This is a genomic window from Hydrocarboniphaga sp., from assembly GCF_028291725.1.
Classification (GTDB): Bacteria; Pseudomonadota; Gammaproteobacteria; order Nevskiales; family Nevskiaceae; genus Hydrocarboniphaga.
Map to the genome: position 1 here is coordinate 21,249 of NZ_JAQGNT010000031.1, position 23,857 is coordinate 45,105.

19 protein-coding genes are annotated in these 23,857 nt (G+C 67.3%); 4 read left to right on the forward strand and 15 right to left on the reverse strand.

Translation table 11 applies throughout. The features are described from left to right. The first annotated feature begins 9 nt into the window (after nucleotides 1–9). Complete coding sequence (locus JWQ90_RS08830; RefSeq protein ID WP_299692267.1) at nucleotides 10–1,170, forward strand: hypothetical protein; 1,161 nt, start codon at nucleotides 10–12, stop codon at nucleotides 1,168–1,170. A 29-nt stretch (nucleotides 1,171–1,199) separates the two neighbouring features. Here the strand turns inward: JWQ90_RS08830 and ftsX are convergent, their stop codons facing one another. The 7 genes from ftsX to JWQ90_RS08865 form a co-directional block, all read right to left on the reverse strand. Then, a complete protein-coding gene (gene ftsX, locus JWQ90_RS08835; RefSeq protein ID WP_299692270.1) occupies nucleotides 1,200–2,162 on the reverse strand; it encodes a permease-like cell division protein FtsX in 963 nt (320 codons plus the stop codon). Then, nucleotides 2,162–2,875 carry a cell division ATP-binding protein FtsE gene (ftsE, locus tag JWQ90_RS08840; RefSeq protein ID WP_299692272.1) on the reverse strand — a complete coding sequence of 238 codons (714 nt, stop codon included), beginning with the start codon at nucleotides 2,873–2,875 and terminating at the stop codon, nucleotides 2,162–2,164. The genes ftsX and ftsE overlap by 1 nt, the downstream gene beginning before the upstream one ends. Next, on the reverse strand, nucleotides 2,872–3,807 hold the full coding sequence (ftsY, locus tag JWQ90_RS08845; protein WP_299692275.1) for a signal recognition particle-docking protein FtsY: 936 nt from the start codon (nucleotides 3,805–3,807) through the stop codon (nucleotides 2,872–2,874). The genes ftsE and ftsY overlap by 4 nt, the downstream gene beginning before the upstream one ends. Nucleotides 3,808–3,819: 12 nt before the next feature. Next, nucleotides 3,820–5,880, reverse strand: a complete 2,061-nt coding sequence (locus JWQ90_RS08850) for a VTT domain-containing protein (RefSeq protein ID WP_299692278.1) — start codon at nucleotides 5,878–5,880, stop codon at nucleotides 3,820–3,822. A gap of 22 nt (nucleotides 5,881–5,902) precedes the next feature. Beyond that, the gene (hemL, locus tag JWQ90_RS08855) at nucleotides 5,903–7,189 is read right to left on the reverse strand and encodes a glutamate-1-semialdehyde 2,1-aminomutase (RefSeq protein WP_299692281.1); all 1,287 of its coding nucleotides are present in this window, start codon (nucleotides 7,187–7,189) and stop codon (nucleotides 5,903–5,905) included. Nucleotides 7,190–7,351: 162 nt separating this feature from the next. Beyond that, a complete protein-coding gene (thiE, locus tag JWQ90_RS08860) occupies nucleotides 7,352–7,978 on the reverse strand; it encodes a thiamine phosphate synthase (RefSeq protein ID WP_299692284.1) in 627 nt (208 codons plus the stop codon). After that, nucleotides 7,975–8,790: a bifunctional hydroxymethylpyrimidine kinase/phosphomethylpyrimidine kinase gene (locus tag JWQ90_RS08865; RefSeq protein ID WP_299692286.1), complete on the reverse strand. Its 816-nt coding sequence runs from the start codon at nucleotides 8,788–8,790 to the stop codon at nucleotides 7,975–7,977. The genes thiE and JWQ90_RS08865 overlap by 4 nt, the downstream gene beginning before the upstream one ends. 326 nt (nucleotides 8,791–9,116) lie before the next feature. Here JWQ90_RS08865 and JWQ90_RS08870 point away from each other — a divergent pair, with 326 nt between their 5' ends. Further along, the gene (locus JWQ90_RS08870; RefSeq protein WP_299692289.1) at nucleotides 9,117–10,046 is read left to right on the forward strand and encodes a hypothetical protein; all 930 of its coding nucleotides are present in this window, start codon (nucleotides 9,117–9,119) and stop codon (nucleotides 10,044–10,046) included. 9 nt (nucleotides 10,047–10,055) lie between these two features. On the opposite strand, the gene JWQ90_RS08875 is transcribed toward JWQ90_RS08870, so the two are convergent. The 5 genes from JWQ90_RS08875 to ahcY all read right to left on the reverse strand — a co-directional run bounded on the left by JWQ90_RS08875 (nucleotide 10,056) and on the right by ahcY (nucleotide 14,627). Continuing rightward, nucleotides 10,056–10,487 (reverse strand): GNAT family N-acetyltransferase, encoded by a 432-nt coding sequence (locus JWQ90_RS08875; RefSeq protein WP_299692292.1) that lies wholly within the window; start codon nucleotides 10,485–10,487, stop codon nucleotides 10,056–10,058. Nucleotides 10,488–10,496: 9 nt separating this feature from the next. Then, complete coding sequence (gene mtgA, locus JWQ90_RS08880; RefSeq protein ID WP_299692295.1) at nucleotides 10,497–11,492, reverse strand: monofunctional biosynthetic peptidoglycan transglycosylase; 996 nt, start codon at nucleotides 11,490–11,492, stop codon at nucleotides 10,497–10,499. Nucleotides 11,493–11,591: 99 nt separating this feature from the next. Continuing rightward, nucleotides 11,592–12,209, reverse strand: coding sequence for a trimeric intracellular cation channel family protein (locus tag JWQ90_RS08885; RefSeq protein WP_299692298.1), 618 nt, complete (start codon nucleotides 12,207–12,209; stop codon nucleotides 11,592–11,594). A gap of 5 nt (nucleotides 12,210–12,214) precedes the next feature. Continuing rightward, nucleotides 12,215–13,063, reverse strand: a complete 849-nt coding sequence (gene metF / locus JWQ90_RS08890) for a methylenetetrahydrofolate reductase [NAD(P)H] (protein ID WP_299692300.1) — start codon at nucleotides 13,061–13,063, stop codon at nucleotides 12,215–12,217. A gap of 127 nt (nucleotides 13,064–13,190) precedes the next feature. Beyond that, a complete protein-coding gene (gene ahcY / locus JWQ90_RS08895; protein WP_299692303.1) occupies nucleotides 13,191–14,627 on the reverse strand; it encodes an adenosylhomocysteinase in 1,437 nt (478 codons plus the stop codon). Nucleotides 14,628–14,733: 106 nt separating this feature from the next. On the opposite strand from ahcY, the gene ppc reads away from it, so the two are divergent. Then, entirely contained in the window at nucleotides 14,734–17,475 is a 2,742-nt protein-coding gene (gene ppc / locus JWQ90_RS08900) for a phosphoenolpyruvate carboxylase (RefSeq protein ID WP_299692305.1), read from the forward strand. Between the two features lie 5 nt (nucleotides 17,476–17,480). Next, complete coding sequence (locus JWQ90_RS08905; RefSeq protein WP_366919475.1) at nucleotides 17,481–17,948, forward strand: GNAT family N-acetyltransferase; 468 nt, start codon at nucleotides 17,481–17,483, stop codon at nucleotides 17,946–17,948. Nucleotides 17,949–18,028: 80 nt separating this feature from the next. Here JWQ90_RS08905 and JWQ90_RS08910 read toward each other — a convergent pair whose 3' ends face one another. Genes JWQ90_RS08910 through JWQ90_RS08920 form a run of 3 tightly spaced genes read right to left on the reverse strand, consistent with a single transcriptional unit; the run spans nucleotide 18,029 to nucleotide 23,764 of the window. Next, nucleotides 18,029–18,916 (reverse strand): efflux RND transporter periplasmic adaptor subunit, encoded by an 888-nt coding sequence (locus tag JWQ90_RS08910; RefSeq protein ID WP_299692309.1) that lies wholly within the window; start codon nucleotides 18,914–18,916, stop codon nucleotides 18,029–18,031. A 19-nt stretch (nucleotides 18,917–18,935) separates the two neighbouring features. Next, nucleotides 18,936–20,816 (reverse strand): efflux transporter outer membrane subunit, encoded by a 1,881-nt coding sequence (locus JWQ90_RS08915; protein WP_299692311.1) that lies wholly within the window; start codon nucleotides 20,814–20,816, stop codon nucleotides 18,936–18,938. A 32-nt stretch (nucleotides 20,817–20,848) separates the two neighbouring features. Continuing rightward, nucleotides 20,849–23,764: a hypothetical protein gene (locus tag JWQ90_RS08920; protein WP_299692314.1), complete on the reverse strand. Its 2,916-nt coding sequence runs from the start codon at nucleotides 23,762–23,764 to the stop codon at nucleotides 20,849–20,851. Between the last annotated feature and the right edge of the window lie 93 nt (nucleotides 23,765–23,857).

Here is a 23,857-nt window from a genome sequence, read left to right on the forward strand (position 1 = left end):
GAGACAGCCATGAAATTGCTGGGAATGAGTCTGCTGGCGCTATTGCTAGCAGCTTGCGGAGGAGGCGGTGGATCGCCGCAGAACGGGGAATCGCCGGCCGCCGATACCGCCACCGCTGCGGCCGAAACCGGCACCGACAGCGGACCGGGATCCGCCCCGGCGACGACGCTGAGCTGTCGCGACTCGTTCAGCCCGGACCGGCTGGCGGCCGGCGACGACTGTGCCTCTACCGCTGGCGACTACTGCGGGCTGCCGGAAGGCGTGTTCGCAATGAATGGCGAGGTCGCGGCCTGCGACGGCGTCAGCATCAGCTCGGTCGACATCACCAGCACTTCGGGCAGCCGCTCGCACTATCTGGTACTGCAGGGCGCCGAGGCGCCGCAGACTGTTTACCTGGCGCTGCATTACCTCGGTGGCCGCGTCGAAACCTTCGCCAACGTGATCCGGCTGCAGGAGCTGGCGAAGCAGCGGCGCACGCTGGTGATCGTGCCGCAGGCTCCCGGCCTGCTCGGCGATCTCGGTCCAGACCTGGGCCTGGAACTGCCAGGTTCGCGCTGGCCGACGCAGCCGGCGCTGGAGCCGGTCGCGAGCTACGTGCAGTTCCTCGACGAGGTGGTCGCCGACGCGCGTGCGCGCTATGCGGCCGAAGGCCTGCCGCTGCTGGTCGCCGGCCTCTCCAACGGCGGCACGATGGCCTACAACTACGGCTGCGCAGCGGCCGAGCGCGTCGACGCGGTGATGGCGACCGCCGCCAACATGAGCCGCGAAGTGCAGCAGGCCTGCCTGCCCTCGCGCTCGATCGGCACGGTGATCGTCCACGGCACTGCCGACCTGCTGAATCCCTACGACGGCCTGATCGACCTGACGCTGGCGGTGCCCGGCATCCACCAACTGTTCGAGAATTTCAGCGGCTGCGCCGGAGACGACGGCGAGACCCGTATCGACGCCACCGACAGCGCGACACTGCCGGTGATTTTTGAGGCATCGACCAAAACCTGCGCCGAAAACCGCCGGCACTACCTGGTGACGGTGCGGGGTGGCGGCCACAACTGGCCGGGTCAGACCCACGATATCCAGGATATGACGCTGGATCTGGTCGGCCTCAAATCCAGCGCCTTCGATGCGACGCTACAGGGCTACGATCTGCTGAAGCTGGCCGCCGGCTTGTAGCGGCGCGAGTTGGAGACCGGCGGACCCGATCAGGCCGGTTCGATCGCGGCCAGATGCCGCGTCACCGTCCACCAGGCGCCGATCAGCCCCAGCAGTACCCCGCCAAGGATGATCGTCAGCACGGTGGCCAGCCCCGGCCCCTGGATCGCGAAATCGCTCTGGTACAGCGCGGCGAGTTCATGCGCCGGCGCCTGCAGCACCGCCAGGCCGACGGTCAGCAGCAGCAGCGCGAACCAGCCGCCGAGCAGGCCGAGCCAGCAACCGCCGTACAGGAACGGGCGGCGGATGAAGCCGTCCGGAGCGCCGATCAGCTTCATCACCACGATCTCGTCGCGACGAGCCTCGATATCGAGCCGCAGTGTATTGCCGACGATCACCAGCACGGCCACACCGAGCAGCGCGGCGGCCATCATCACCACGCGTTCGAGTATAGCCAGCAGGCTCTGAAGCCGCTGCAGCCATTGCTGATCCATCTGCGACAGCTCGACTTCCGGCAGGGCCGACAGCGTCTGCGCCAGCACGGTGACTTGCGCGGCGCTGCGCCCGGCATCGGGCGAGACCACGATCACTGCCGGCAGCGGGTTGTGCTGCAGCAGGTCGAGCACTTCGCCGAAGCCCGACAGCTCGCGGAATTCGGCGGCCGACTGTTCGCGCGAGATGTAGCGCGCGGATTTCACGCCGTCGCGGCTCGCCAGCTGCTGCGTCAGTTCGCGGCCGCGCGTCTCGTCGACGCCGTCTTTCAGGAACAGCGACAGCTGCAGATCGTTCTGCCAGGTGTAGGCGAGCCGCTGGAAGTTGTTGACGGCCAGGTGCAGCGCCGCCGGCAGCGCCAGCGCGATGCCGATCACCGCCGCGGTCAGCAGCGAACTGCCGGGATGATTGACCAGCTTGCCAAGCGAGAAGAAAAACACCCGCGCATGTTCCTGCAGCGTGCGCGCGAGCCAGTTCTGCGGCGCCGCGTCGGCGGCATTCTGTGCCTTGGTGCGCGCCATCACAGCACTCCCAGCGGCAGCTTCGAGGCGGCGGCCATCTTCGCGCCGCTGACGATGCGGCCGTCTTCCAGGTGCACGATGCGCCGGTCCATGCGCTCGATCAGATCGATCGCGTGGGTCGCCACCAGCACGCTGACGCCGACGTCGTTGAAGCGCTCGAACAGGCGCATGACTTCCTGCGCCATCACCGGGTCGAGGTTGCCGGTGGGCTCGTCGGCCAGCAGCAGCAGCGGCTTGGTGACCACCGCGCGGGCGATGCCGACGCGCTGCTGTTCGCCGCCGGACAGCGTCTCCGGCCGAGCGCGTTCGCGGTTGAGCAGGCCGACCGTATCCAGCGCCGCGCGCACGCGGCGGCCGATGTCCTGATGCGAGTGGCCGCGGATCACCAGCGGCAGGGCGACGTTGTCGAACACGCTGCGATCGTTGAGCAGGTTGAAGTTCTGGAAAATCATGCCGATCTGCTGCCGGTACGGCGCGACCTGGCGGCGCGGCAGCTGCGCCAGATTGGCGCCGGCGACGACGATCTGGCCGCGGCTGGCGCGCGACAGCAGCGCGATCAGCCGCAGCACCGTCGACTTGCCGGCCCCCGAGGCGCCGGTCAGAAACACCATCTCGCCGGCGTCGAGCTGGAAATCGATGCTGTTGAGCACGTCGCTGCCGCCGCCGGGATAGCGGTGATGGACCTGGGAAAACTGCACGATCGCCTGGCTCATCCGGCGGCTCCTCCGATCAGGGAATCCACGTAGACCTCGGCATCGAATACTTCCAGATCCTCGAGCGCCTCGCCGAGGCCGACATAGCGGATCGGCAGCGCCATGCGCCGTGCGATGGCGAGCAATATGCCGCCTTTGGCGGTGCCGTCGAGCTTGGTCACCGCGATGCCGGTCAGGCCGATCGCCTCGTGAAACTGGATCGCCTGATTCAGCGCGTTCTGTCCGGTGGTGGCGTCGACGACGAGCAGGACTTCATGCGGCGCGAAGGCATCGTGCTTCTGGATCACACGCTTGATCTTGCGCAGCTCGTCCATCAGGTGGCTTTGCGTATGCAGGCGGCCGGCGGTGTCGGCGATCACCACGTCGATGCCGCGCGCTTTGGCCGACTGCACCGCGTCGAAGATCACGCTGGCGGAATCCGCGCCTTCGCCTTGCGACAGGATAGCCGTGCCGCTGCGCTCGGCCCAGGTGCTCAGTTGCTGCACCGCGGCGGCGCGGAAGGTATCGCCGGCGGCCAGCAGCACGCTCAGTTTCTCAGCCTTGAAGCGTGCCGCGAGCTTGCCGATGGTCGTGGTCTTGCCGACGCCGTTGACGCCGACGACGAACAGGATGTACGGGCGGATGAAGGCCGGGATCTTCAAAGGCTGGGCGATTGGCAGCAGCAATTCGAGCAGTGAGGCTTTAAGCGAATCGCGCAGCTGCTTTTCGGTCTTGATGCGGCCGCCGTCGATCTCGGTCTTGAGCCGGGTGAGCAGCCAATTCGTCGCCTCGAGGCCGGCGTCGGCCATCAGCAGCCGCGTCTCCAGCTCCTCCAGCGCGTCCGGGCTCAGCGCGGCGCCGCTGAACAGCGTGCCGATATCGCGCGTCAGCCAGCTGTCGCCACCCAGGCCCTTGTTGAGCCGCGTACGGAACTTGGAAAGCAGATCGGCCATGCCGGGGGTTATCTAGGGTTTTTGTGGTGGTGGCGGTGCCGCAACCGGGGCGGGAACCACGGCACCGGTGTCGCGATAGGCGGCAGTGTATAGGCTCGGGTTCTCTGCGATCAGCCATACGGGCCCTGTGGCCGCCGCAACCTGGCGCTGCGAATACGGTGGCGGCGCGCTGAAATCGATTGGTGTCGTGCGATCGGTGACCGGATAGCGGAACAGCCGGTAATAAGTGCGCGCGGTCTGCGTACTCAAAACGCCGAGCCATACGGTTTCGCCCTGAGCCGGGCCATCGCCGAGCTTCCAGCCCGAATCCCAGAGCCGGATCACTTGCTGGTGCTCGCCGTCGACGGCGCGGCGCAACGCCAGCTGCGGATGACGGCCGGCGTGCACCTGCGGCAGCAGCGGCAGCAGATCGACCGTGCTGCTGGTGGTCAGCCAGCGCAGCAGATTGCTGCCCGAGGGCTCGGCCAGCGGCTGCCAGCCGGCGGCGCCCAGGCTGGCCGCGATCCGCGAAAGCTCGCCGGCCCATTGCAGGTTGAATGGGTTGCCGCCGCGCCCGCGCAGATCGACGCGCTGCAGCGGCAGCTGCTGCCAGCCGCCGGTCCACCAGGCGGCCGGCTGAATCGCCTGCTCATGGCCGACGGCGAACGGCCGGTCCGGCAGCGGCGCGTCGCTGCTCCAGCGCACACCGGCGGCGACCACGAACACCAGCGCCACCGGCAGCAGGAAGCCGCGCGCGAACAGCCGCTCCGGCCGGTGCCGGCGATAGCCCAGCGCCAGCGCGCCCAGCCAGACCAGGGACACCGCGATCGAGGACAGCGTCAGGCTCCACCATTCGATGCCCAGATACAGCCGCGACAGCAGGATCATCGCCAGCAGCACGGTGCTGCCGATGTAAACGCGGCGTCGCAATCGCCGTGGCCGCTGCGTCGCCAGCAGCACCGCGGCGAAACCGTAGGTGACGATGACCATCACCAGGTCGCGCGGCAGTGCCGCCGCGCCGATGCCGTGGTAAAAAGTCGCCGGTGCCGGCCGGATCGGTACCGCGTGCAGGCCCAGCGAAATCAGCGCGCCGAAGGCCAGCGCCGCGATCCAGTGCGCGGCTGCGCGGTGCCGGCGCCGCGCGATCAGCGAGCCCAGCACCGCCAGCGCCACCGGGCCGTAGACCCAAGGGCTGCCGAGCTGGGCGATCGCATAGGCGAGCAGGTTGCCCCAGGGTGTCTGCAGGTCGTGCAGCGTCTGGTAGATCACCGCGTCGATCGGCGACGGGTAGGGATGGCCGGCGGCGTCGGCGAGGTTGAACAGCCACAGGCCGCCGAGCACCACCAGCATCAGCGCGACCGCGGCCAGCGCCGGGGTTTCCGGCTGCTGCGGATCGGCCAGCGCGGCGCCGAAGCGGCCCAGATGGCGGTGCCGCCGGCTCCAGTCCAGCACCGGCCCCAGCCAGCGCTCGCCATTGCGCTGCAGCGCCGCCATCAGCAGCGGCACCAGCCAGAAGATCGCGCCGCCGAGTGTGAAGATCAGCACCAGCAGCCCGGCCAGGCGCGTCGCCACCTCGGCCGCCAGGCCCATGCTGGCGCCGAACAGCACGCCGGGCAGGATGTAGACCAGCGCCCACAGGTAGGCGGCGCTGACATCGATCAGTGCGAACTGCCACAGCGGCATGCCCGAGGCGCCGGCGATCGCCGGCGTCACCGAGCGCACCGGCCCGAGGAAGCGCGCCAGCCAGATGCCCTTGCCGCCGTGGCGTTCGAAGAACTTGCGGCCGCTGCCGACGAATTCCGGATGGCGCAGCATCAGCGGCATGTTGAACAGCCGCTCGCCGTAATGGCGGCCGACCCAGAACGAAATGCCGTCGCCGATCAGCGCACCGGCTGCCGCAACCGCCGCAGTCGGCCAGAGCTCGAGCGAGCCGAGTGCGACCAGTGCGCCGACGCCGAACAGGAAGATCGAGGCCGGCACGAACGCGCCGATGATGAACAGCGCGTCGAGCAGCGATGCTGCGAACAGCAGGCCCAGCGCCAGTCCCGGGTGGGCGGCGATCCAGTCGAGAAACGCCTGGGCGTTCTCCAGCACGGGGCGAGTCGGCGGCTAGGGGCTAGCGGGCGGCGAGCGCTTGGAAGCTGGCCCGTGCCGCGTCCAGCGTGTGGGTGATTTCGGCTTCGCCGTGCGCGGCCGAAACGAAGCCGGCCTCGAAGGCCGAGGGCGCCAGGTACACGCCGCGATCCAGCATCAGATGGAAGAAGCGCTTGAAGCGGGCGCCGTCGCAGGCGGACACATCGGCCAGACCATTAATTGGCCCGCTGCCGAAATACAGGCCGAACATGCTGCCGACCTGGGTCGTCGTAAAGGCGATGCCGGCATCGATCGCGGCCTGCTTGAAACCGTCCAGCAGCTGCTTCGTGCTGGCTTCCAGTCGCGTATAGATCGCATCGTCGGCCAAAGCCCGCAGGATCGCCAGGCCCGCGGCCATCGCCAGCGGATTGCCCGACAAGGTGCCGGCCTGGTAGACCGGGCCGGTCGGCGCCAGCTGTTCCATCAGCTGGCGCGAGCCGCCGAAGGCGCCGACCGGCAGGCCGCCACCGATGATCTTACCCAGCGTGATCAGGTCGGCGCGCACGCCGTACAGGCCGGTAGCGCCGCGCGGGCCGACGCGGAAGCCGGTCATCACCTCGTCGAAAATCAGCAGCGCGCCGCCCTCGTCACACAGCGCGCGCAGACCGTCGAGGAAGCCCGGCGCCGGCGGCACGCAGTTCATGTTGCCGGCGACCGGCTCGACGATGACCGCGGCGATCTGGTTGCGGTGTTCGGCGAACAGCGCGCGCGTGCTGACCAGGTCGTTGTAGGTCGCGGTCAGCGTGTACTTGGCCAGATCGGCCGGCACGCCCGGCGAGGTCGGCACGCCGAACGTCAGCAGGCCGGAGCCGGCTTTCACCAGCAGCGCATCGCCGTGGCCGTGGTAGCAGCCCTCGAACTTGAGGATGTAGTCGCGGCCGGTGGCACCGCGCGCCAGGCGCAGCGCGCTCATCGTTGCCTCGGTGCCGCTGTTGCACATGCGCACCATGTCCAGGCCCGGCACGCGCGCGCACAGCAGGTCGGCCATCTCGACCTCGAGTTCGGTCGGCGCGCCGTAGGACACGCCGATCTGCGCCTGCTCCAGAATCGCGTTCTGAACCGCCGGATACTGGTGGCCGAGAATCATCGGGCCCCAGGAGCCGACATAGTCGACATAGCGCTGCTCGTCCGCGTCGGTCAGCCAGGCGCCGCTGGCCGCCTTGATGAACCGCGGCGTGCCGCCGACCGAGCGGAACGCCCGGACCGGTGAGTTCACTCCGCCTGGAATGCGTGCCTGGGCGCGCTGGAACAGCTCTTCTGATCGGGACATGGACCTGGCGGTTTTGGTGCCGCTTGGAATGAGCGAGTAGCGGATTGTACTGATCGACGCCGGTCCGGGCCTGACTCGGGACAACGCGTAGGTCGGCAATCCCTTGCCGACGTGGACCTTCGATGCGCAACCGGGGCCTCGCGTCGGCAAGGGATTGCCGACCTACGGGAACAGCGATGCGTAACGCCTTGCCGCGGCCTCGATATCCGCCGCGCCGAACACGCCGTCGACCGCGGCGATCATATCGGCGCCGGCGGCCAGCAGCGGCGCGGCATTGTCCGGCGTGATGCCGCCGATTGCGCAGATCGGCAGCCGCAGCTGCGCCCGCGCCTCGCGCAGTGCATCCAGGCCCGCCAGCGGTGCGTCGGGCTTGGTATTGGAGTCGTAAAAGCGGCCGAAGGCGACGTAGTCGGCGCCCTGTTGCCGGGCCGCCAGCGCGCGCTGCAGATCGCCGGAACAGCTGACGCCGATCAGCACGCTGTCACCCAGTAGCGCGCGCGCGGCGGCGATCGCCCCGTCGGTCTTGCCCAGGTGCAGGCCGTCGGCATCCACGATGGCCGCCATCTGCATATCGTCGTTGACGATGAACAGCGCGCCGGCGTCGCGGCACAAACGGCGCAGGCGCTTGGCGTAATCGAGCCGCGTCGGCGCATCGTTTTGCTTGTCGCGGTACTGGATCACGCGTGCGCCGCCGGCGATCGCGGCTGCGACGCCGGCCTGCAGCCGCTGCGGGGTTTCGCAGAGCGCCTGCGAGGTGATCGCGTAAAGCCCGCTCAGCGCGTTGTTCACTGCTGGCCCGGAAGCCGATTCGGCAGACGGTTTGGAAGACGGTTTGGAAGACGGTTTGGAATCCGCCGGCCCTGGCCGATCGCATACGAGCGCGCCAGCGCCTCGTGTACCCAGCGCTGCGCATTGTCCAGCGCCGCCTCCAGCGCGTCGCCCAGCGCCAGCCGCGCGGCGATCACCGAAGCCAGTGTGCAGCCGGCGCCGTGGAAGCCTTGCGGCAGTCGCGGCCACAGCCAGGTTCGCGGCTCCGCCTGCGCGCGGTGCCAGGTGTTGTAGACGCTGCCTGGCGTGGGCTCGTCGCCGCCGGTGATCAGCAGGTTGGCGCAGCCCAGCGCCAGTAGCATCGCGGCGCCGGCTTGCAGATCGTCCGATCCGGCGAGGCGACGCGCTTCGGCCGCATTCGGCGTGCATACGGTGACCCGCGGCATCAGCTGGTCGATCAGGGCGCGTTGTACCGCGGCGCTAGCCAAGTCGCCGCCGCCGCCGGCGCGCAGCACCGGGTCCAGCACCACCGGAACTCCGCAGCGCTCGATCAGGCGGGCGATCACCGGGATCTGCGCCGGCTCGCCGATCAGGCCGATCTTGATCGCGCTGATCCGGCTATCTTCGAGCAACAGCTCAAGCTGACGTTCGATCAGCGCGGCGGTGACCGGCGCGACCTCGCGGACGTTGCGGCTGTCTTGCACCGTCAGTGCGGTAATGACGCTGAGCGGATGGCAGCCGAGCGCGGAAACCGCCTGCACGTCGGCGATGACGCCGGCGCCGCCGCTGGGGTCGTGGCCGGCGATGCACAGGACCAGCGGCGGAGCGGACATAACGGTCATCGAGATAGTTTAAACACTTGTGCACCGCGGCAATTCGCGGACGCCCGGTGGAACCCTTATGCACAGTTGCAAAAGGATGCGCCCGCAGACGGCCTAACTACGACATATTTCTGCAGGAATACCGCAACAATGTAGTAAATGTATGAATATACTCAAGAATTTGCAATGACTATAAACTGGTCGTCGAGCATAAATGCTAATGGGGACTTCCACTTAACTCACCAGCCCCGCCGTTTCCCACAGTTTTATCCACAGAAGCTGTGGGCGGAAACCAATTTCCTATGTAGGCAATGCACTTACAGACTAAAGCTCATGTCGTGACACACGGGTGGAACGCACTGGCTCCGGCGCGGCGCCGGTGTGCGCTCGCGGCCGTTCTGATGCTGGTTCCGGCGCTGCTGGCGGCGGCCGATCCGTCGATCCGGGTGGTCGGCGCGGTGCAGACCGACGCGCTGGTCGAGCTGTCCGGCATCGCAGTGTCGCGGCGCGTGCCGGGCCGCTGGTGGGGGCACAACGACAGTGGCAACCTGGCCGAACTGTTCGCGTTCGACGGCCGCGGCCACTCGCTCGGGCGCGTCGCCATCGATGCGCCGGAACTGGACTGGGAGGACATGGCCAGCTACGAGCGCGACGGCGTCGCCTATCTGGCGGTGGCCGACACCGGCGACAACTTCAGCTTCCGCTCGCAGCTGGCGATCCAGATCGTCGCCGAGCCCAGCGCCGAGCTGCCGGCACAGCCCTTGAAGCCGCTGCGCACGATCGCATTCCGCTTCGAGGACGGCCCGCGCGATTGTGAGTCGCTCGCGGCCGATCCGGCGAAGCGGCGGTTCCTGCTGATCGACAAGCAGCGCAGCCCGGCGGGCGTCTACGAGTTGCCGATGGACCCGCCGCCGGGCGTGGTCGCGACCGCGAGGCGCATCGCCGACCTGCCGCCGTTGTATCGCGACCCGCTGCCGCCGGCGTCGCCGGCCGGCTCCGAGCGCTATCGCGGCACGGCGACCGCGGCGGATCTGTCCGCGGAAGGCCGCCGTCTGGCGGTGCTGACCTATACCCATCTGGCGTTGTTCGAGCGCCGCGGCGACGAGGACTGGCCGCAGGCGTTCAAGGCCCGCGATCCGCTGCTGCTGCGCCTGCCGGCGTTACGCATCGCCGAGGGCATGGGGCTGAGCGCCGACGGCAAGACCGCGCTGATCGGCGGCGAGCGCCTGCATTCGCCGCTGTTGCGCTGGGACGAGGCACCGCATTGAGGCCGGATGTCAGGCGTTGACGCCTCCGGATATCACCACCGAAAAACGATGGATGTCATCGCGCTGCTGCCAGCCAGCCTGGGACCAAAAGGCCTGGGCCACGTCGTTCTCCTCCAGAACGTCCACGTGGGCCTTGCTGATGCCGGCTTTATGCAAGCGATCCAGAGCCGACTCGACCAGCCGGGTGGCAACGCCGCGCCTGCGGAACTCGGGCAAGACGATCAGGTGGTTGAGGTAGCCGCGACGTCCGTCGTGACCGCTGAGAACAAAGCCGGCCAGTGAACGACCCATATAGGCGATGACGCTGAGATTGGGATTGCGGAGCAGGTAACGCTCCAGCGCGGGCAGGGAATCGGCGTCGCGCTGTCTCACACCCGGCACGACCGCGAGAGCCGCTACCACGGTGGGCAGGTGGCGAGTTTCGAGCGAGCTGATTTTCATGATCCGAGGCTAGTGCGTTGCGGGTGTCAGCGGCACCGGTTGCGGCGCGTCCAGTTCGGGCTCGGAGAGCGGCTCCGCCTTTGGTGCATCGCTGGACGCGGGCGGCTCGGCAGCCGGTTCGGGATCGGGTTCCGGCCGGGTCGGCGCCGGCTCCGCAGCTGGGCTCGGCGCGAATGCCGGCGGGTCCTCGTCATCATCCGGGATCACCTCGCCGGGCGGCGGTGCCGGCTCGGCGTCCTCGACCGGCGGCCTGCGGCCGGAGTAGCCCATCTGCCGCTGGATCCAGGCCGCCCGCGACTGCACGTACGAGCCCGGAGACGAAACACTCCATTTGCGCGGATTCGGCAGCACCGCCGCCAGCCGCGCCGCTTCGGCAGGCGTCAGCTGTGCGGCCGGCTTGCCGAAGAAGTGCTGCGAAGCGGCCTCGACGCCATAGATCCCGGAACCGAATTCGGCCGAGTTCAGATACACCTCGAGGATCCGGTCCTTGCCCCACAGCGTTTCGATCGCCACGGTAATGCCGGCCTCGATGCCCTTGCGCAGATAGCCGCCGCCCGGCCACAGGAACAGGTTCTTGGCGGTCTGCTGGCTGATCGTCGACCCGCCGCGGACTCGGCCGCCACGCTGGTTGCGCGCGTAGGCTTTTTGCATCGCCTCGACGTCGAAGCCGTGGTGATCCCAGAACTTCTGGTCCTCGGCAGCGATGACCGCGCGCCGCGCCGACTCGGCGATGCGGGTCCGCGACACCCATTGGTGCTGCACCGGCCGCGTCGGGCTCTGCAGCATGTAGCTGGTGACCGCGATCGGCACGAAGCGGCCGAGCAGGATCAGCGTCAGCGGCAGTACGACGAAGAGGCAGACCAGCGCCAGCAGCAGGCGCCGGACGTGGGAGGTTCGGCGGCGGGGTCTGGCCAGGTCGGCTTCCTTCTTTGGCGGATCGGGCGGGATGTCGTGCCTGGAGCGGCGATTCGGAACCCGGATCTGATCTGGCGGCGGGGTCGGCATGCCGGGATTGTAGTCGCGGCCATCGCGTAGGTTGGGGTGAGCTTGCGAACCCCAACATCAGCGCGGAGGAATGTTGGGGTTCGCTGCGCTCACCCCAACCTACGGTTTTTCCTTGATCGTCAGCGTCGGCAAGGTGATGTTGCGGGCGATCGCGACCAACCGCAGGCCGGCGATCAGCGCCATCGCGGCGAAGCCGGCGGCATTCCGCGGCATGCCGAGCGACTGCAGCAGCACGTACAGCGAGGCGCCGGCGATCACCGCGGTGCCGTAGATCGTGCCCGGGCGCAGCAGCAGCGGGATGTCGTTGCACAGCACGTCGCGCAGCACGCCGCCGAAAGTGCCGGTGATCGTCGCCAGCACCACCACGATCAGGCCCGGCAGACCGGCGGCCTCGGCGATGCGCGCGCCGGAGATCGAGAACAGCGCCAGGCCCAGCGCGTCGGCGATCTGCAGCACGCGCTCGGACGGATGGCGCCAGCGCAGCATCAGCACGGTTGCACCGGCGGTGACCAGGATCGTCACCAGGTAGCCGGTATCGGTGAACCAGAACGGCGTGCGGCCGAGCAGCAGATCGCGCACGGTGCCGCCGCCGGTGGCGGTCATCACCGCGATCACCAGCACGCCGAGCAGGTCCAGGCCTTTGCGGCCGGCCGCAAGGACCGCCGACACCGCGAACACCGCGGTGCCGGCGTACTCCAGGGCGTGCGGCAGATTCACAGCGATCAGTTGCTGCCGAGCCCCAGCGCGCGGCACAGGCGCAGCGTCGGCTCGGCCTGGTTGAGCGTATAGAAATGCAGACTTGGCGCTCCGCCGGCGATCAGTTTCTCGCACAGACGTGCGACCACGTCGGTGCCGAAGTCCTGCAGCGCGGCCTTGTCGTCGGCGAGCTCATCGATGCGCAGACGCAGCCAGCGCGGAATCTCGGCGCCGCAGCCGGCGGAGAAGCGGATCAGCTGCGCCGCGTTGACGATCGGCATGATGCCCGGCACCACCGGCACCGTGATGCCGGCCCGCGTGCAGCGCTCCATGAAATCGAAGTAAGCGTCGGCGTTGAAGAAGTACTGGGTGATCGCCGCATGCGCACCGGCGCGAACCTTGTCGGCGAAATAAGCGAAGTCGGCGGCTACGCTGCTCGCCTGCGGGTGCAGCTCCGGATAGGCCGCGACTTCGATGCGGAAGTGTGCACCATGGCTCTCGCGTATGAACGCGACCAACTCGTTGGCGAAATGGAATTCACCCGGTGCCGCCGGGCTGTAGGCCGTCGCCGGCAGATCGCCGCGCAGCGCGACGATGCGCTTCACGCCGGCTTCGCGGTACTGCGCCAGCAGTTCGGCGATGCGCGAGCGCGTGCTGCCGATGCAGGTCAGATGCGGTGCGGCCTCAACGCCGGTTTCGCGCACCACCGTCATCAAGGTGTCGTAGGTGCCGTTCTGCTCAGAGCCGCCGGCACCGTAGGTCACCGAAAAGAATTCGGGACCGGTTGCAGCCAGTCTCTTCAAGATCGCCGGCAGCTTCGCGGTGCCTTCAGGCGTGCGCGGCGGGAACAGTTCCAGCGAGAATTTGGATGTCATTTTCTGAGGCCCAAACGTTCCCTCCCCCGCGAGCGGGGGAGGGTTAGGGTGGGGGGAAGGCGCAACGGCGGTCCAACCGTCGCGCCCCCATCCCGGCCTTCCCCCGCTCGCGGGGGAAGGAGAGAACCTAGTAGCGGTAGTGCTCCGGCTTGTACGGCCCTTCCACCGGCACGCCGAGATAGTCGGCCTGCTCCTGGCTCAGCTTGGTCAGCTTGACGCCGATCTGCGCCAGATGCAGCGCGGCGACTTCCTCGTCGAGCTTCTTCGGCAGGCGATAAACGGTCTTTTCGTACGTGTCCTTGTTCTTCCACAAGTCGATCTGCGCGAGTGTCTGGTTGGAGAACGAGTTGCTCATCACGAACGCCGGGTGGCCGTTGGCGCAGCCGAGGTTCACCAGGCGGCCTTCGGCGAGAAGGTAGATGCACTTGCCACCCGGGAAGGTGTAGTGGTCGACCTGCGGCTTGATGTTCATCTTGACCACGCCTTCGGCCGCGTTCAGACGATCCATCTGGATTTCGTTGTCGAAGTGGCCGATGTTGCAGACCAGCGCGTTGTGCTTCATGCGCTGCATGTGCTCGAGCGTGATGATGTCCTTGTTGCCGGTTGTCGTGACATAGATGTCGGCCAGGCCCAGCGTGTCGTCGACGGTGTCGACCTGGAAGCCTTCCATCGCCGCCTGCAGCGCGTTGATGGGGTCGATCTCGGTGACGATCACGCGCGCGCCGAGGCCGCGCAGCGAGTGCGCCGAACCCTTGCCGACGTCGCCGTAACCGCAGACCACCGCAACCTTGCCGGCGATCATCAGATCGGTGGCGCGCTTGATGCCGTCGGCCAGCGATTCGCGGCAGCCATAGAGGTTGTCGAACTTGCTCTTGGTGACCGAGTCGTTGACGTTGATCGCGGGAACCAGCAGCTTGCCGGCTTCGAACATCTGGTACAGGCGATGCACGCCGGTGGTGGTCTCTTCCGAGACGCCGCGCCAGTCCTTGACCACGCGCGTCCAGAAGCCGGGGCGTTCGACGGCGACTTTCTTCAGCAGGTCTTTGATGACCTTGATTTCGTGGTTGTCGGACGGCGTATTGACCCAGTCCGAACCCAGCTCCAGCTCGTAGCCCTTGTGAATCAGCAGGGTCACGTCGCCGCCGTCGTCGACCACCAGTTCCGGGCCGGTGAGCGTGCCATCGGGTAGTTTGTGGCTGATGCAGTCCAGCGCCAGGTCCCAATACTCTTCCAGCGTCTCGCCCTTCCAGGCGAACACCGGGATGCCGGCGGCGGCGATCGCGGCGGCGGAGTCGTCCGAGGTCGAGAAGATGTTGCACGAGGCCCAGCGCACCGAGGCGCCGAGCGCGGCCAGGGTCTCGATCAGCACCGCGGTCTCCTTGGTCATGTGCAAGGATCCGGTGACGCGCACGCCGGCCAGCGGCTGCAGCGGTGCGTACTTGGCGCGGATCTGCATCAGGCCGGGCATCTCCTCCTCGGCCATGGTGATGCGCTTGCGGCCGAATTCGGCGAGGGACAGATCGCGGACCTTATAGTCCTGCGCGGGGGTGATCGGGGCGTTCATGACGAATTCCTGGTGGAGTCGCTGCCAGTATATCCGCTTATGCGGATAAAGAGATATGTGCAAACTAACTAGCCAAGGGTATGCCAATTGCGTACTCAGACAGGCCATGAAGACCTCCGATATCAGCTCCGAACTCGTCTCCCCCGCCGCCCGCGGCACCCTTGATGCGCCCTTGCGCGAGGACGTCCGCCATCTGGGCAACACCGTCGGCGAACTGCTGGCCGAGCAACTCGGCGACGAGGTGTTCGAGCAGGTCGAGTCGATCCGCATCCGCTCGATCGCGCGCCGCGAGCAGAACCGGCCGCTGAGCGAGCTGGCTACGACGCTGCAGGCGCTGCCGGTTGCTACGGCGGAGGCGCTGACGCGCTCGTTCGCGACCTATTTCCAGATGGTCAACATCGCCGAGCGCGTGCATCGCATCCGCCGCCGCCGCCAGTACCAGCACGGTGATCAGTCCGGTTCGCTAAAGCCGCAGCCCGATGGCCTGGTCGACGCGCTGCGGCGCCTGAAAGCCGCCGGCGTCACCGCCGAAGAGCTGCTGGCCGCGCTCGCCCGGCTCGACGTCGAGCCGGTGTTCACCGCCCACCCGACCGAGGCGATCCGCCGCTCCCTGCTGGAGAAGGAGCAGGAGATCGTGCGCTGCCTGGTCAACGGCTTCGACGATGCGCGCACGCCGATGGAAGCCAATGCCGACTGGGAGCGGCTAAGGATGGCGCTGACCGCCGGCTGGCAGACCAGCGACACCTCGGCGGTGCGGCTGACGGTGGCGGACGAGCTCGAACATGTCGGTTTTTATCTCGGCGGCCCGCTGTACCTGGTCGTGCCGGTGTTCTACGAGCTGCTCGAGGACGCGCTGAGCACGGTCTACGGCGTCACCGAGGATCTGCCGCGGCTGCTGCGTTTCGCGACCTGGGTCGGCGGCGACATGGACGGCAATCCAAACGTCGGCGCCGAGACCATCGCGGCAACGCTGTCGACGCAGCGCAGCCAGGTGCTCGATCGCTACGTCGCCGAGGTTACCGACCTGGCGCGCCTGCTGTCGCAGACGGTGAGCCGCGCGCAGATTTCGGCCGAGGTGCTGGCACGCAGCGAGGACTATCGCGCACGCTTTCCGGCCGCTGCCGCCTTGATCCGTCCGCGTCACGCGGACATGCCGTATCGCGTGCTGCTGACGCTGATCCGCGCGCGCCTGCGAGCGACGCAGCGCGACGACATCGCCAACGGCTACCCGGACGCGGCGGCGTTCCTGGCCGATGTGGATCTGGTCGCCGACAGCCTGCGCGCGCATCGCGGCCTGCATGCCGGCTGGTTCCAGATGCGGCGTCTGCGCTGGCGTATCCGCACCTTCGGCTTTCATCTGGCGCGCCTGGATCTGCGCCAGGATTCGCGCATCCACGCGCAGGCCCTGAGCGCGCTGCTGAATGATCCGGAATGGGCCGAGCGCAGCGGCGACGAACAGTCCGAGACGCTGACGCCTTATGCGGCCGGCGAAGCCCGCTTTCCGCGGCCGGGCGCGGCGGTCGCCGCGAAAACGCTGGCGGTGTTCGATCAGCTCGACCAGGCGCGCAGCCGCTACGGTGCAGAAGCGACCGGCCTGTACATCATCAGCATGGCGCAGCGGCCGGCGGACGTGCTCGCGGTGCTGGCGCTCGCGCGCCAGGGCGGGCTCGCCGACAAAGACGCAGCCGTGCCGCTCGATATCGCGCCGCTGTTCGAGACCGTCGATGACTTGAAGCAAGGGCCGGATACCTTGCGCTCGCTGCTGGCGAATCCGGCGTACCGCGCGCACTTGAGCGCGCGCGGCGATCGCCAGTACGTGATGCTCGGCTATTCGGACAGCGGCAAGGACGGCGGCACGCTGGCCTCGCGCTGGGGTTTGCAGCGCGCGCAGGTCGAGCTGCTGGAAGTCGCCGGTGAAGCCGGCATTCGCTTGAGCTTCTTCCATGGCCGCGGCGGTTCGGCGAGCCGCGGCGGCACGCGCGTGATGCCGGCGCTGATGGCCAGCCCGCGCGGCTCGGTCGGCGGCACGTTCCGCGTCACCGAGCAGGGGGAAGTGATCCATCGCAAGTACGGCATTCGCGCGCTCGCGCTGCGCGAGCTGGAGCAATCGGTCGCCGCGACTTTGCGCGCGAGCCTGCGCCCGCGTCTGAACGAGCCGCGCGAAGAAGGCTGGAAGCAGATGATGGCGGCGGTTGCCGGCTACAGCCGCGAGGCGTATCGCGCGTTCGTCGCCGATCCCCAGTTCGTTGAATATTTTCGCAGTGCGACGCCGATCGACGTGATCGAGAAAATGACGCTGGGCTCGCGGCCTTCGCGCCGCGGCAGCATGATCGGTGTGGAATCGCTGCGCGCGATCCCCTGGGTGTTCGCGTGGACGCAGTGCCGTGCGGTGCTGACCGCCTGGTACGGGCTGGGCAGCGCGCTGGAACGCGGTGCCGCCGAGTTCGGTGAGGAGCGCATGCTGGAGATGGCGCGCGACTGGGGCTTCGTGCGCTCGATGTTGGATGACGTCGACATGGTGCTGGCGAAATGCGATCTGGACATCGCCGAGGCCTTCTCGAAATTGTCCGGTTCCTTGCACGGCCATTTCTATCCGATGATCCGCGCCGAATTCGATCGCACCGTGAGCTGGGTGCTGCGCCTGAAGAACGCCGATCGCCTGCTGGCCAGCGATCCCAAGCTCGCGCAGTCGATCCGCCTGCGCAATCCCTATGTCGATCCGATCAGCCTGATCCAGGTCGATCTGCTGGCGCGCTGGCGCGCCGGTGGCAGCGAGGACGAGGCGCTGCTGCGCGCGCTGGTCGCGACCGTCAACGGCGTGTCGCAGGGCTTGCAGAACACCGGCTGATGACGATGCGCGAGCTGCGTATCAGCACCGATTCGAGCCAGATCGACGTCGATCTGGTTCACCGGTATTTATCGGAAGAATCGTATTGGGCCAAAGGCATTCCACGTGAAACCGTCGAGCGCTCGCTTGCGCATTCGCTGTGTTTCGGCGGCTACATCGACGGCCACCAGGTCGCGTTCGCACGCGTGATCTCGGACTACGCGACCTTCGCCTACCTGGGTGATGTGTTCGTGCTGCCGGAGTACCGCGGCAGCGGCTACAGCAAGGCCTTGATGCAGGCGGTGATCGCGCATCCGCAGTTGCAGGGCTTGCGACGTTTCATGCTCGCCACATCCGATGCGCACGGGCTGTATGCGCAGTTCGGCTTTGCCGCGCCGGCCAAGCCACAGACGCTGATGGAGTGCTGCGTCCCGGATATTTACAAGACATCTAAACCGATTCCGCCGCCGCAGAGACGACGCAGCGGCCAGTAGGTTGGGGTGAGCATCGCGAACCCCAACATCAGCGCGGACGAATGTTGGGGTTCGCTGCGCTCACCCCAACCTACTCTTCGCTACTCTTCGATGTACAGATCCATCTGCTGGCCCACATACACCGGCCGTTCGATCGGATTGGTGAAGCGGAACACCACCTGCAGCACCCGCGTATCGACGCGTTCTGCGGCCATGCCGGTCAGCGAGCGCTTCGGCACCACCAGTGGCTCGATCCGCACGAAGGTCAGCGGGAACGGACGATCCGGCTCGCCCTTGATGTAGCCCACCGCGTTCTTGCCGGCCTTGATGCGCGGCGCGATCTGCTCGTCGACGTCGGCGCGCACCTGCACTTCGTCGGTATTGCCCAGCACCATCGGCGCCACCGGCGACTGCGGCGACACGAACTCGCCGACCGACACGCTCATCTGCAGCACGCTGCCATCGATCGGCGACGTCACCCGCATGCGGTCGACCAGGTTCTGCGTCGCCTTGACCGCGGCCTCTGCGGCTCCGACCTGGGCTTTGGCGACTTCGACTTCGTCCGAGCGCGTCGAGACTTCGCCACGCGTCACCGCATACGGATCGGTGACGTCGGTCAGCCGCTTGTAGGTGGCGCTGACGCGCGCCAGCTGCGCCTGCGCCACGCCCAGGTTCGCCTGCTGCAACGCGAGTTGCGCCCGTACGTCACGATCATCGATCTGGAACAGCGGCTGACCGCTCTTGACGTGATCGCCAGCGTCGACGAACACCTTGGAGACGATGCCGGCAACCGGCGCGCCGAGCTGGGTATTGTCATGCATCGCCTCGACGAGGCCGGCGGCGCCAATGCCGGTCGAATGCGGTTTCACCGGCGGCTGCACCGAAGGCGGCGGCGCCGGCGGTTTGTGCGACAGGCGATAGATCTGGATGCCCATCATCACGATGCTGATCAGGGCGATATAGAAGGTCAGTTTTTTCAGGACAATCATGGCAGGCGCCTGGTGAGTCTCAAGGGGTTGGCGCGGCGGCGACTTCGGCGGGCGGCGGCACGGTGTCGGCGCCCGTCTTCGTATCCGCGGGCGCCACGGCTTCGTCGGCGCTGGCGCCCACTGCGGCTAGGATTGCGTCCAGTTCCTGATCCTCGGACGTCGTCGCCGGTTCGGATATCGAAACCGGAGCGGCGGCTGGGGCTTCGACCGGGACCGCGGCTGGTGCTTCGACCGGAGCGGCGGCGGGCGTTTCGGCCGGGACCGCGGCCGGTGCTTCGACCGGAGCCGCGGCCGGCATTTCGACCGGGGCCGCAACCGGTGTTTCAACGGCGGGCGCGGTCGGGGCTCCAACCGGCGCCGTTTCCTCGGGCAGCGGTGCCTTCAGCAGAACCGGCGTCGCCGCGTCGGCCGCGGCCGGTGAACCGTCGGCGCGGACCACCGGACTGCCGCCGAGTGCCAGGTCCAGCGCGATACGGTTGTTCAGCAGCGCCAGATCCAGATCGAGCGCCTTGATCCGTGCCAGCACCACGCCGCGTTCCGCGCCCAGGTTGGTGCCGGCGTCCAGCGTTCCGTTATCGTAGCTCTTCTGGGTCAGCGATTGGTTCTTCATCGACAGATCCAGCGCGCGCTGCACAAAGTCGCGCTGCTGACGCAGCGCCGCCTCGGTTGCCAGGCCGTCTTCGACTTCACGGAAAGCGGAGAGCGCCTTGTCGCGATATTTCTGCACCGACTCCACCATCAGCGCGCGCTGCACGCGGATGCCGGCGCGAATCTGGCCGCCGTCGAAAATCGGCTGCAGCAGGCCGCCGCCCAGCGACCAGGTAAACGAGTCGTCGTCGAACAGCAGATCGCGATACTTGGACTGGGTGCCGCCCGAGGCATTGAGCGTGAAGCGGGGCAGCAGGTTCTTTTTTGCCGCCAGCAGCCGATCGTCGCTGGCGGTTACCCGCAGCGCGGCAGCCTGGATGTCGGGACGGCGTTCCAGCAGATTCGACGGCAGGCCGGCCGCTATTGGCGCCGGCATCGGCGGCAGCGCTCCGCTGGCTTCGAGCGCGGCCGCCGGATAGCGGCCGACCAGCACTTCGAGCGAGCGCGCAATGCGGTCGCGCTCGAGTTTGCGTGCGACCAGATCGCCGTCCGCGGCGGCCTGGTCGGTCTCGAGCTTGATCAGCTCGGCGGTGCTCAGCAGGCCGGACGCTTCGCGCTCGCCCGAGATGCGCACCGTCTCGTTCTGGCTCTTCTGCAGCGCCTGCGACAGTTCCAGGCGCTGATCCGCCGCGACCAGCGAGAACCACAGGCTCGCGGTCTGCGCGGCCAGCGAGAAGCGCGCGGCTTCGACATCGAGCATCACTGACACCAGGTCGCCGGCGGCCGCGTGATTCAGATCGAGCACGCGGTTCCAGACGTCCAGCTCCCAGGACAGGCCCAGGCCGAAACGGATGCGCGAGATGTACGCATCCGAAGGCAGCACGGTCGAGTTGCCGAGGAAGTCGTTGATCTGTCGCTGACGGCCGACGCTGGCCTGAAAGTCCAGACGCGGCAGATTGGCTGCCTTGTCGATCGCCGCACGCGCAGCGGACGCGTCGCGCCGCGAGATCGCCGACAGCAGCGTGGCGTTGTTGCGCCAGGCTTCTTCGACGAGCGAGGTCAGCGTCGGATCGTTGAAGTCCTTGAGCCAGTCGTCCGCGACGGTGTCAGCCGTGGCCGGCGCCGACCAGGCCGCCGGTACCACGCCGCTGACCACGGTCTTGGGCTCCGGCGCTTCGCGCTGGAACAGCGAGCAGCCGGCGAGCGTCGTCGAGGCGCCGGTGATCGAGGCCACGACCACTGCTCTGCCCAGTGTCCGGCGCCAAGCCGGCCGCGACAGGCGCCAGCCCGGTGTGGGAGCGAAGTTCTGCATCGTCATGATCCGGGTCTATCGCGGAGCGCGGATCAGGGTGTCGTTACCGGCGTGATGTTGGCCACAGCGAAGTATGGCGCTCCGATGCCCAGGCTCGGTGACAGATTCGTCCACGCCGTCCAGGTGTTGCCGGCAGCGGTGGGGTTGGAAGGATCGACCGCCTTGTCCGGTACGTTGAGGTAGGAAACCACGCCATGCGGCGGGTTCGCCGAGTTCGGAGTACCGCCTGCGGTGTACAGGGCCCCCAGATTCGCGGCGGTATACGCCGTTTCTTCATATGGAGGCACGTCGGTGGTCGTTTCATCGAAGCAGGCGTCGACGGCACCGGCGTTGACCAGCGTGCCCGGGAACGTGATCACGGTGCCGTCCGCGCTCAATACAACACCCGTCGCAGTCAGGGCAACCTGTGCGTTGCAGCCGGAGAACAGCAGGCTGCCCAGCTGGCTGATCGGCTCGTTGAAGACGAAAGTGAAATTGGCCCCGTCGTAGAAGCCCAGCTTGACCAGCGGCGGCATCAAGTCGCGCAGCCGCACCAGTGCCCGCGTGCCCGCATCCGGTGACACGCCATTGAGATCCTTGATTGAAGCGCCGAGATTGATTTCCGCGGTGCCGGCGCTTGCATCGTTGGCGAACTGGAAGATATTGCTGACGGTTATGGAGAACAGATTGGAGACCGATCCGTCCTCGGCGCTGGTGACGTTGTTCAGTACCAGCGGAGCCGACAGTGTTGCGGTCATGTTGCTCGTCGTCGGTACGGTACCCGTGGCGGTGCCGGGTTCGGTGATCGCGATGCCCAGCGTCGTCGAGGTCTTGATGAAGGCGGCCGTACCTTCAGCGTCGCCTATGGCGCGAGTGCCGCTGCCATTGTTCAGGTCGGTGGCGAAGGTCGAGCTTTTCAGGGCCGCGCTCGACAGACCCTGCAATTCAGAGGCCCCGCGCCAGTTGTCGTCGGCGTAATCGGTGTTGCTGTCGTTGACGTCGGCTGCCTGCGGCGTAATCGACAGCAGCACCGTTGCCGGCTCGCTGGGGCTGACCGGCGTGACGACGCCGCCGCTGCTGCCGGAACTGGTCGTTCCGGCGATCAGTTCATCGAGCAATTGCAGCGCGACCGTCGGCCGCCCGTTGTCGGCCAGCGTTGCCTGCGAGCTGCCGCCCGAAACGCCGGAAGTGTTGCGCGACGTGATATGGAACACATCGCCGGCCTGCACGGTGAATGTGGAAACGCGGGCGCGGATCAGCAGGTCGAACTGGGCTGCGCCGCCCGGCGAGATCACGTAGGTCGAACCGTTGTTGGAGATGAACGAAGTGTTCTGCGGATTGCCGCCGCTGGTCTGAACCGGGAAGAACAGCGCGTCCAGCTTGTTGCCGGCACGCTCCAGCCAGACAACGTAGTCGGCGGCGCTGCCGTTGGCCGGCGCCACGACGGTGACGCGCGCCAGGCCGGGTTGCACGGTGCGCGTATCGCTAGGCGCGACTGCGAGCAGCAGCGCGTTTAGCGCAGTCACGGCCGCGGTACTATTGACCTGTTCAACTTCCGGCGCCGTGCCGTAAGCCGTCGTCGTGCCAGCCGGCGTCCGCGCGGCGCGGATGTCGGATGCGGTGTCCACGGTATCCAGCAGTGCGTCGGTGCTGATGTAGGCCAGATCGTCGGCAATGGCCTGGGTGCTGACCTGTGCCGTTGCCGCCGCCGAGGCGACCGTGTTGGACGAACCGAAGCTAACGAAGGACAGCACCAGCTCCTGGCTGGTCAGGCTGTCGTAGGCGAGGCCGGAGGCGTCGGCGATGCCGTTGCCGGCGGTGTCCTTCAGCGCTTCGCGCGCAATGTGCAGCGTCACTGCCGTGCTTGCCGGTACCGCGCTGCCGAGTATGATCGTCACGGTGTTGTCGGCCAGCGTCACTGCAGAAACCACCGCATAGGTCTGATTCGGCGAGACGCCGAGTATTACCGAGACATCCGCCGGGTCGAGCAGGCCCTGCTCAAGCGGCTCGCTGAAATGAATGGTGAACGTCTTGGTGACGCTGCTCTCGAGCTGCGCCGGACTGGCGCTCGGGTCGATCACGCCGTCGACCGAGGCGACGAAGGGCGCCACCGTGTCGGAGCTGGTAGGTGGGCTGACCGAAACATTGGCCAGCAGCACCGGGCTGCTCGCGTCCGAGGTACGCAGGTTGATCGTGTTCGTATCGCTGGCGAGGCCGCCGATCGGGCACGGCGGAGCCGAGCCGGTGACGCTGTCGATCTTGTAGCTGCTGACCACGAACTGCAGGCAGGAATCGTTGTAAGCCGTGGGGAAATTGAAGCTGCCGCTGCTGTCCGAGGTCGCCGACATGCTCGCCGCGTCGTACGAAGTCGCTACGCCCGCGGTGGTTGCGGTGGTCAGCGGCTCGACGCCGATGAAGTTCAGTGCCAGATGGGCGCCGCTGACGGCAGTGCCGGTCGAAGTACTACGCAAAACGCCGCTGACCGACGAGGCCAGCTGGGGCAGCTTGACGATGCCGACGCCGACATTGAAGCCATCGACGAACACGGTCCCGCCTCCCACCGAGCTGCCCGACTGCGCGGTCGGCATCGCGCTGACCGTTGCCCCCAGATAAGTGGTGTCACCGCTCGGCGAGGCCACCACGAGGGTGATCGGTCCGTTGACATCATTGGAGGCGATACTGGAAACACCCGAGACGATCACGCCGGGCATCGAGAACGAGCCGTCCGACCCGCTGGTAACCGACAAGGGCGTACCGTCTTCGGATGCGCCTGCATAACGGATCGTGGCGCCGGCGATGCCATGGCCTCGCGTGTCCTGGATGACGCCGGTAATGGTGCCGGTCAGATCGGAAACCTGGGTCGGATCGCCGTTGTCGTCCGGCGAGGCGCAGGCGCTCAATAACAGGATTGCCGATACGGGCAGCAGCACCAGGCTCCGCATAGCGGAGCGGCCATCACAAAGCATCATCGTAAATCTCCCTGGGAAACGCCCGTCTACCGGGTCGTTGAGTTCCATTGTGCCAGCGCCTCAAGCGCCGAGCGTAACGCTATGTGCCCACGG

Bases quoted from the DNA above. Each gene is read 5' to 3' on its own strand.
- JWQ90_RS08830 (WP_299692267.1), top strand. From the start codon at position 10: ATGAAATTGCTGGGAATGAGTCTGCTGGCGCTATTGCTAGCAGCTTGC.
- ftsX (WP_299692270.1), bottom strand. From the start codon at position 2,162: ATGGCGCGCACCAAGGCACAGAATGCCGCCGACGCGGCGCCGCAGAAC.
- ftsE (WP_299692272.1), bottom strand. From the start codon at position 2,875: ATGAGCCAGGCGATCGTGCAGTTTTCCCAGGTCCATCACCGCTATCCC.
- ftsY (WP_299692275.1), bottom strand. From the start codon at position 3,807: ATGGCCGATCTGCTTTCCAAGTTCCGTACGCGGCTCAACAAGGGCCTG.
- hemL (WP_299692281.1), bottom strand. From the start codon at position 7,189: ATGTCCCGATCAGAAGAGCTGTTCCAGCGCGCCCAGGCACGCATTCCA.
- JWQ90_RS08865 (WP_299692286.1), bottom strand. From the start codon at position 8,790: ATGTCCGCTCCGCCGCTGGTCCTGTGCATCGCCGGCCACGACCCCAGC.
- JWQ90_RS08875 (WP_299692292.1), bottom strand. From the start codon at position 10,487: ATGAAAATCAGCTCGCTCGAAACTCGCCACCTGCCCACCGTGGTAGCG.
- mtgA (WP_299692295.1), bottom strand. From the start codon at position 11,492: ATGCCGACCCCGCCGCCAGATCAGATCCGGGTTCCGAATCGCCGCTCC.
- metF (WP_299692300.1), bottom strand. From the start codon at position 13,063: ATGACATCCAAATTCTCGCTGGAACTGTTCCCGCCGCGCACGCCTGAA.
- ahcY (WP_299692303.1), bottom strand. From the start codon at position 14,627: ATGAACGCCCCGATCACCCCCGCGCAGGACTATAAGGTCCGCGATCTG.
- ppc (WP_299692305.1), top strand. From the start codon at position 14,734: ATGAAGACCTCCGATATCAGCTCCGAACTCGTCTCCCCCGCCGCCCGC.
- JWQ90_RS08905 (WP_366919475.1), top strand. From the start codon at position 17,481: ATGCGCGAGCTGCGTATCAGCACCGATTCGAGCCAGATCGACGTCGAT.
- JWQ90_RS08910 (WP_299692309.1), bottom strand. From the start codon at position 18,916: ATGATTGTCCTGAAAAAACTGACCTTCTATATCGCCCTGATCAGCATC.
- JWQ90_RS08915 (WP_299692311.1), bottom strand. From the start codon at position 20,816: ATGCAGAACTTCGCTCCCACACCGGGCTGGCGCCTGTCGCGGCCGGCT.
- JWQ90_RS08920 (WP_299692314.1), bottom strand. From the start codon at position 23,764: ATGATGCTTTGTGATGGCCGCTCCGCTATGCGGAGCCTGGTGCTGCTG.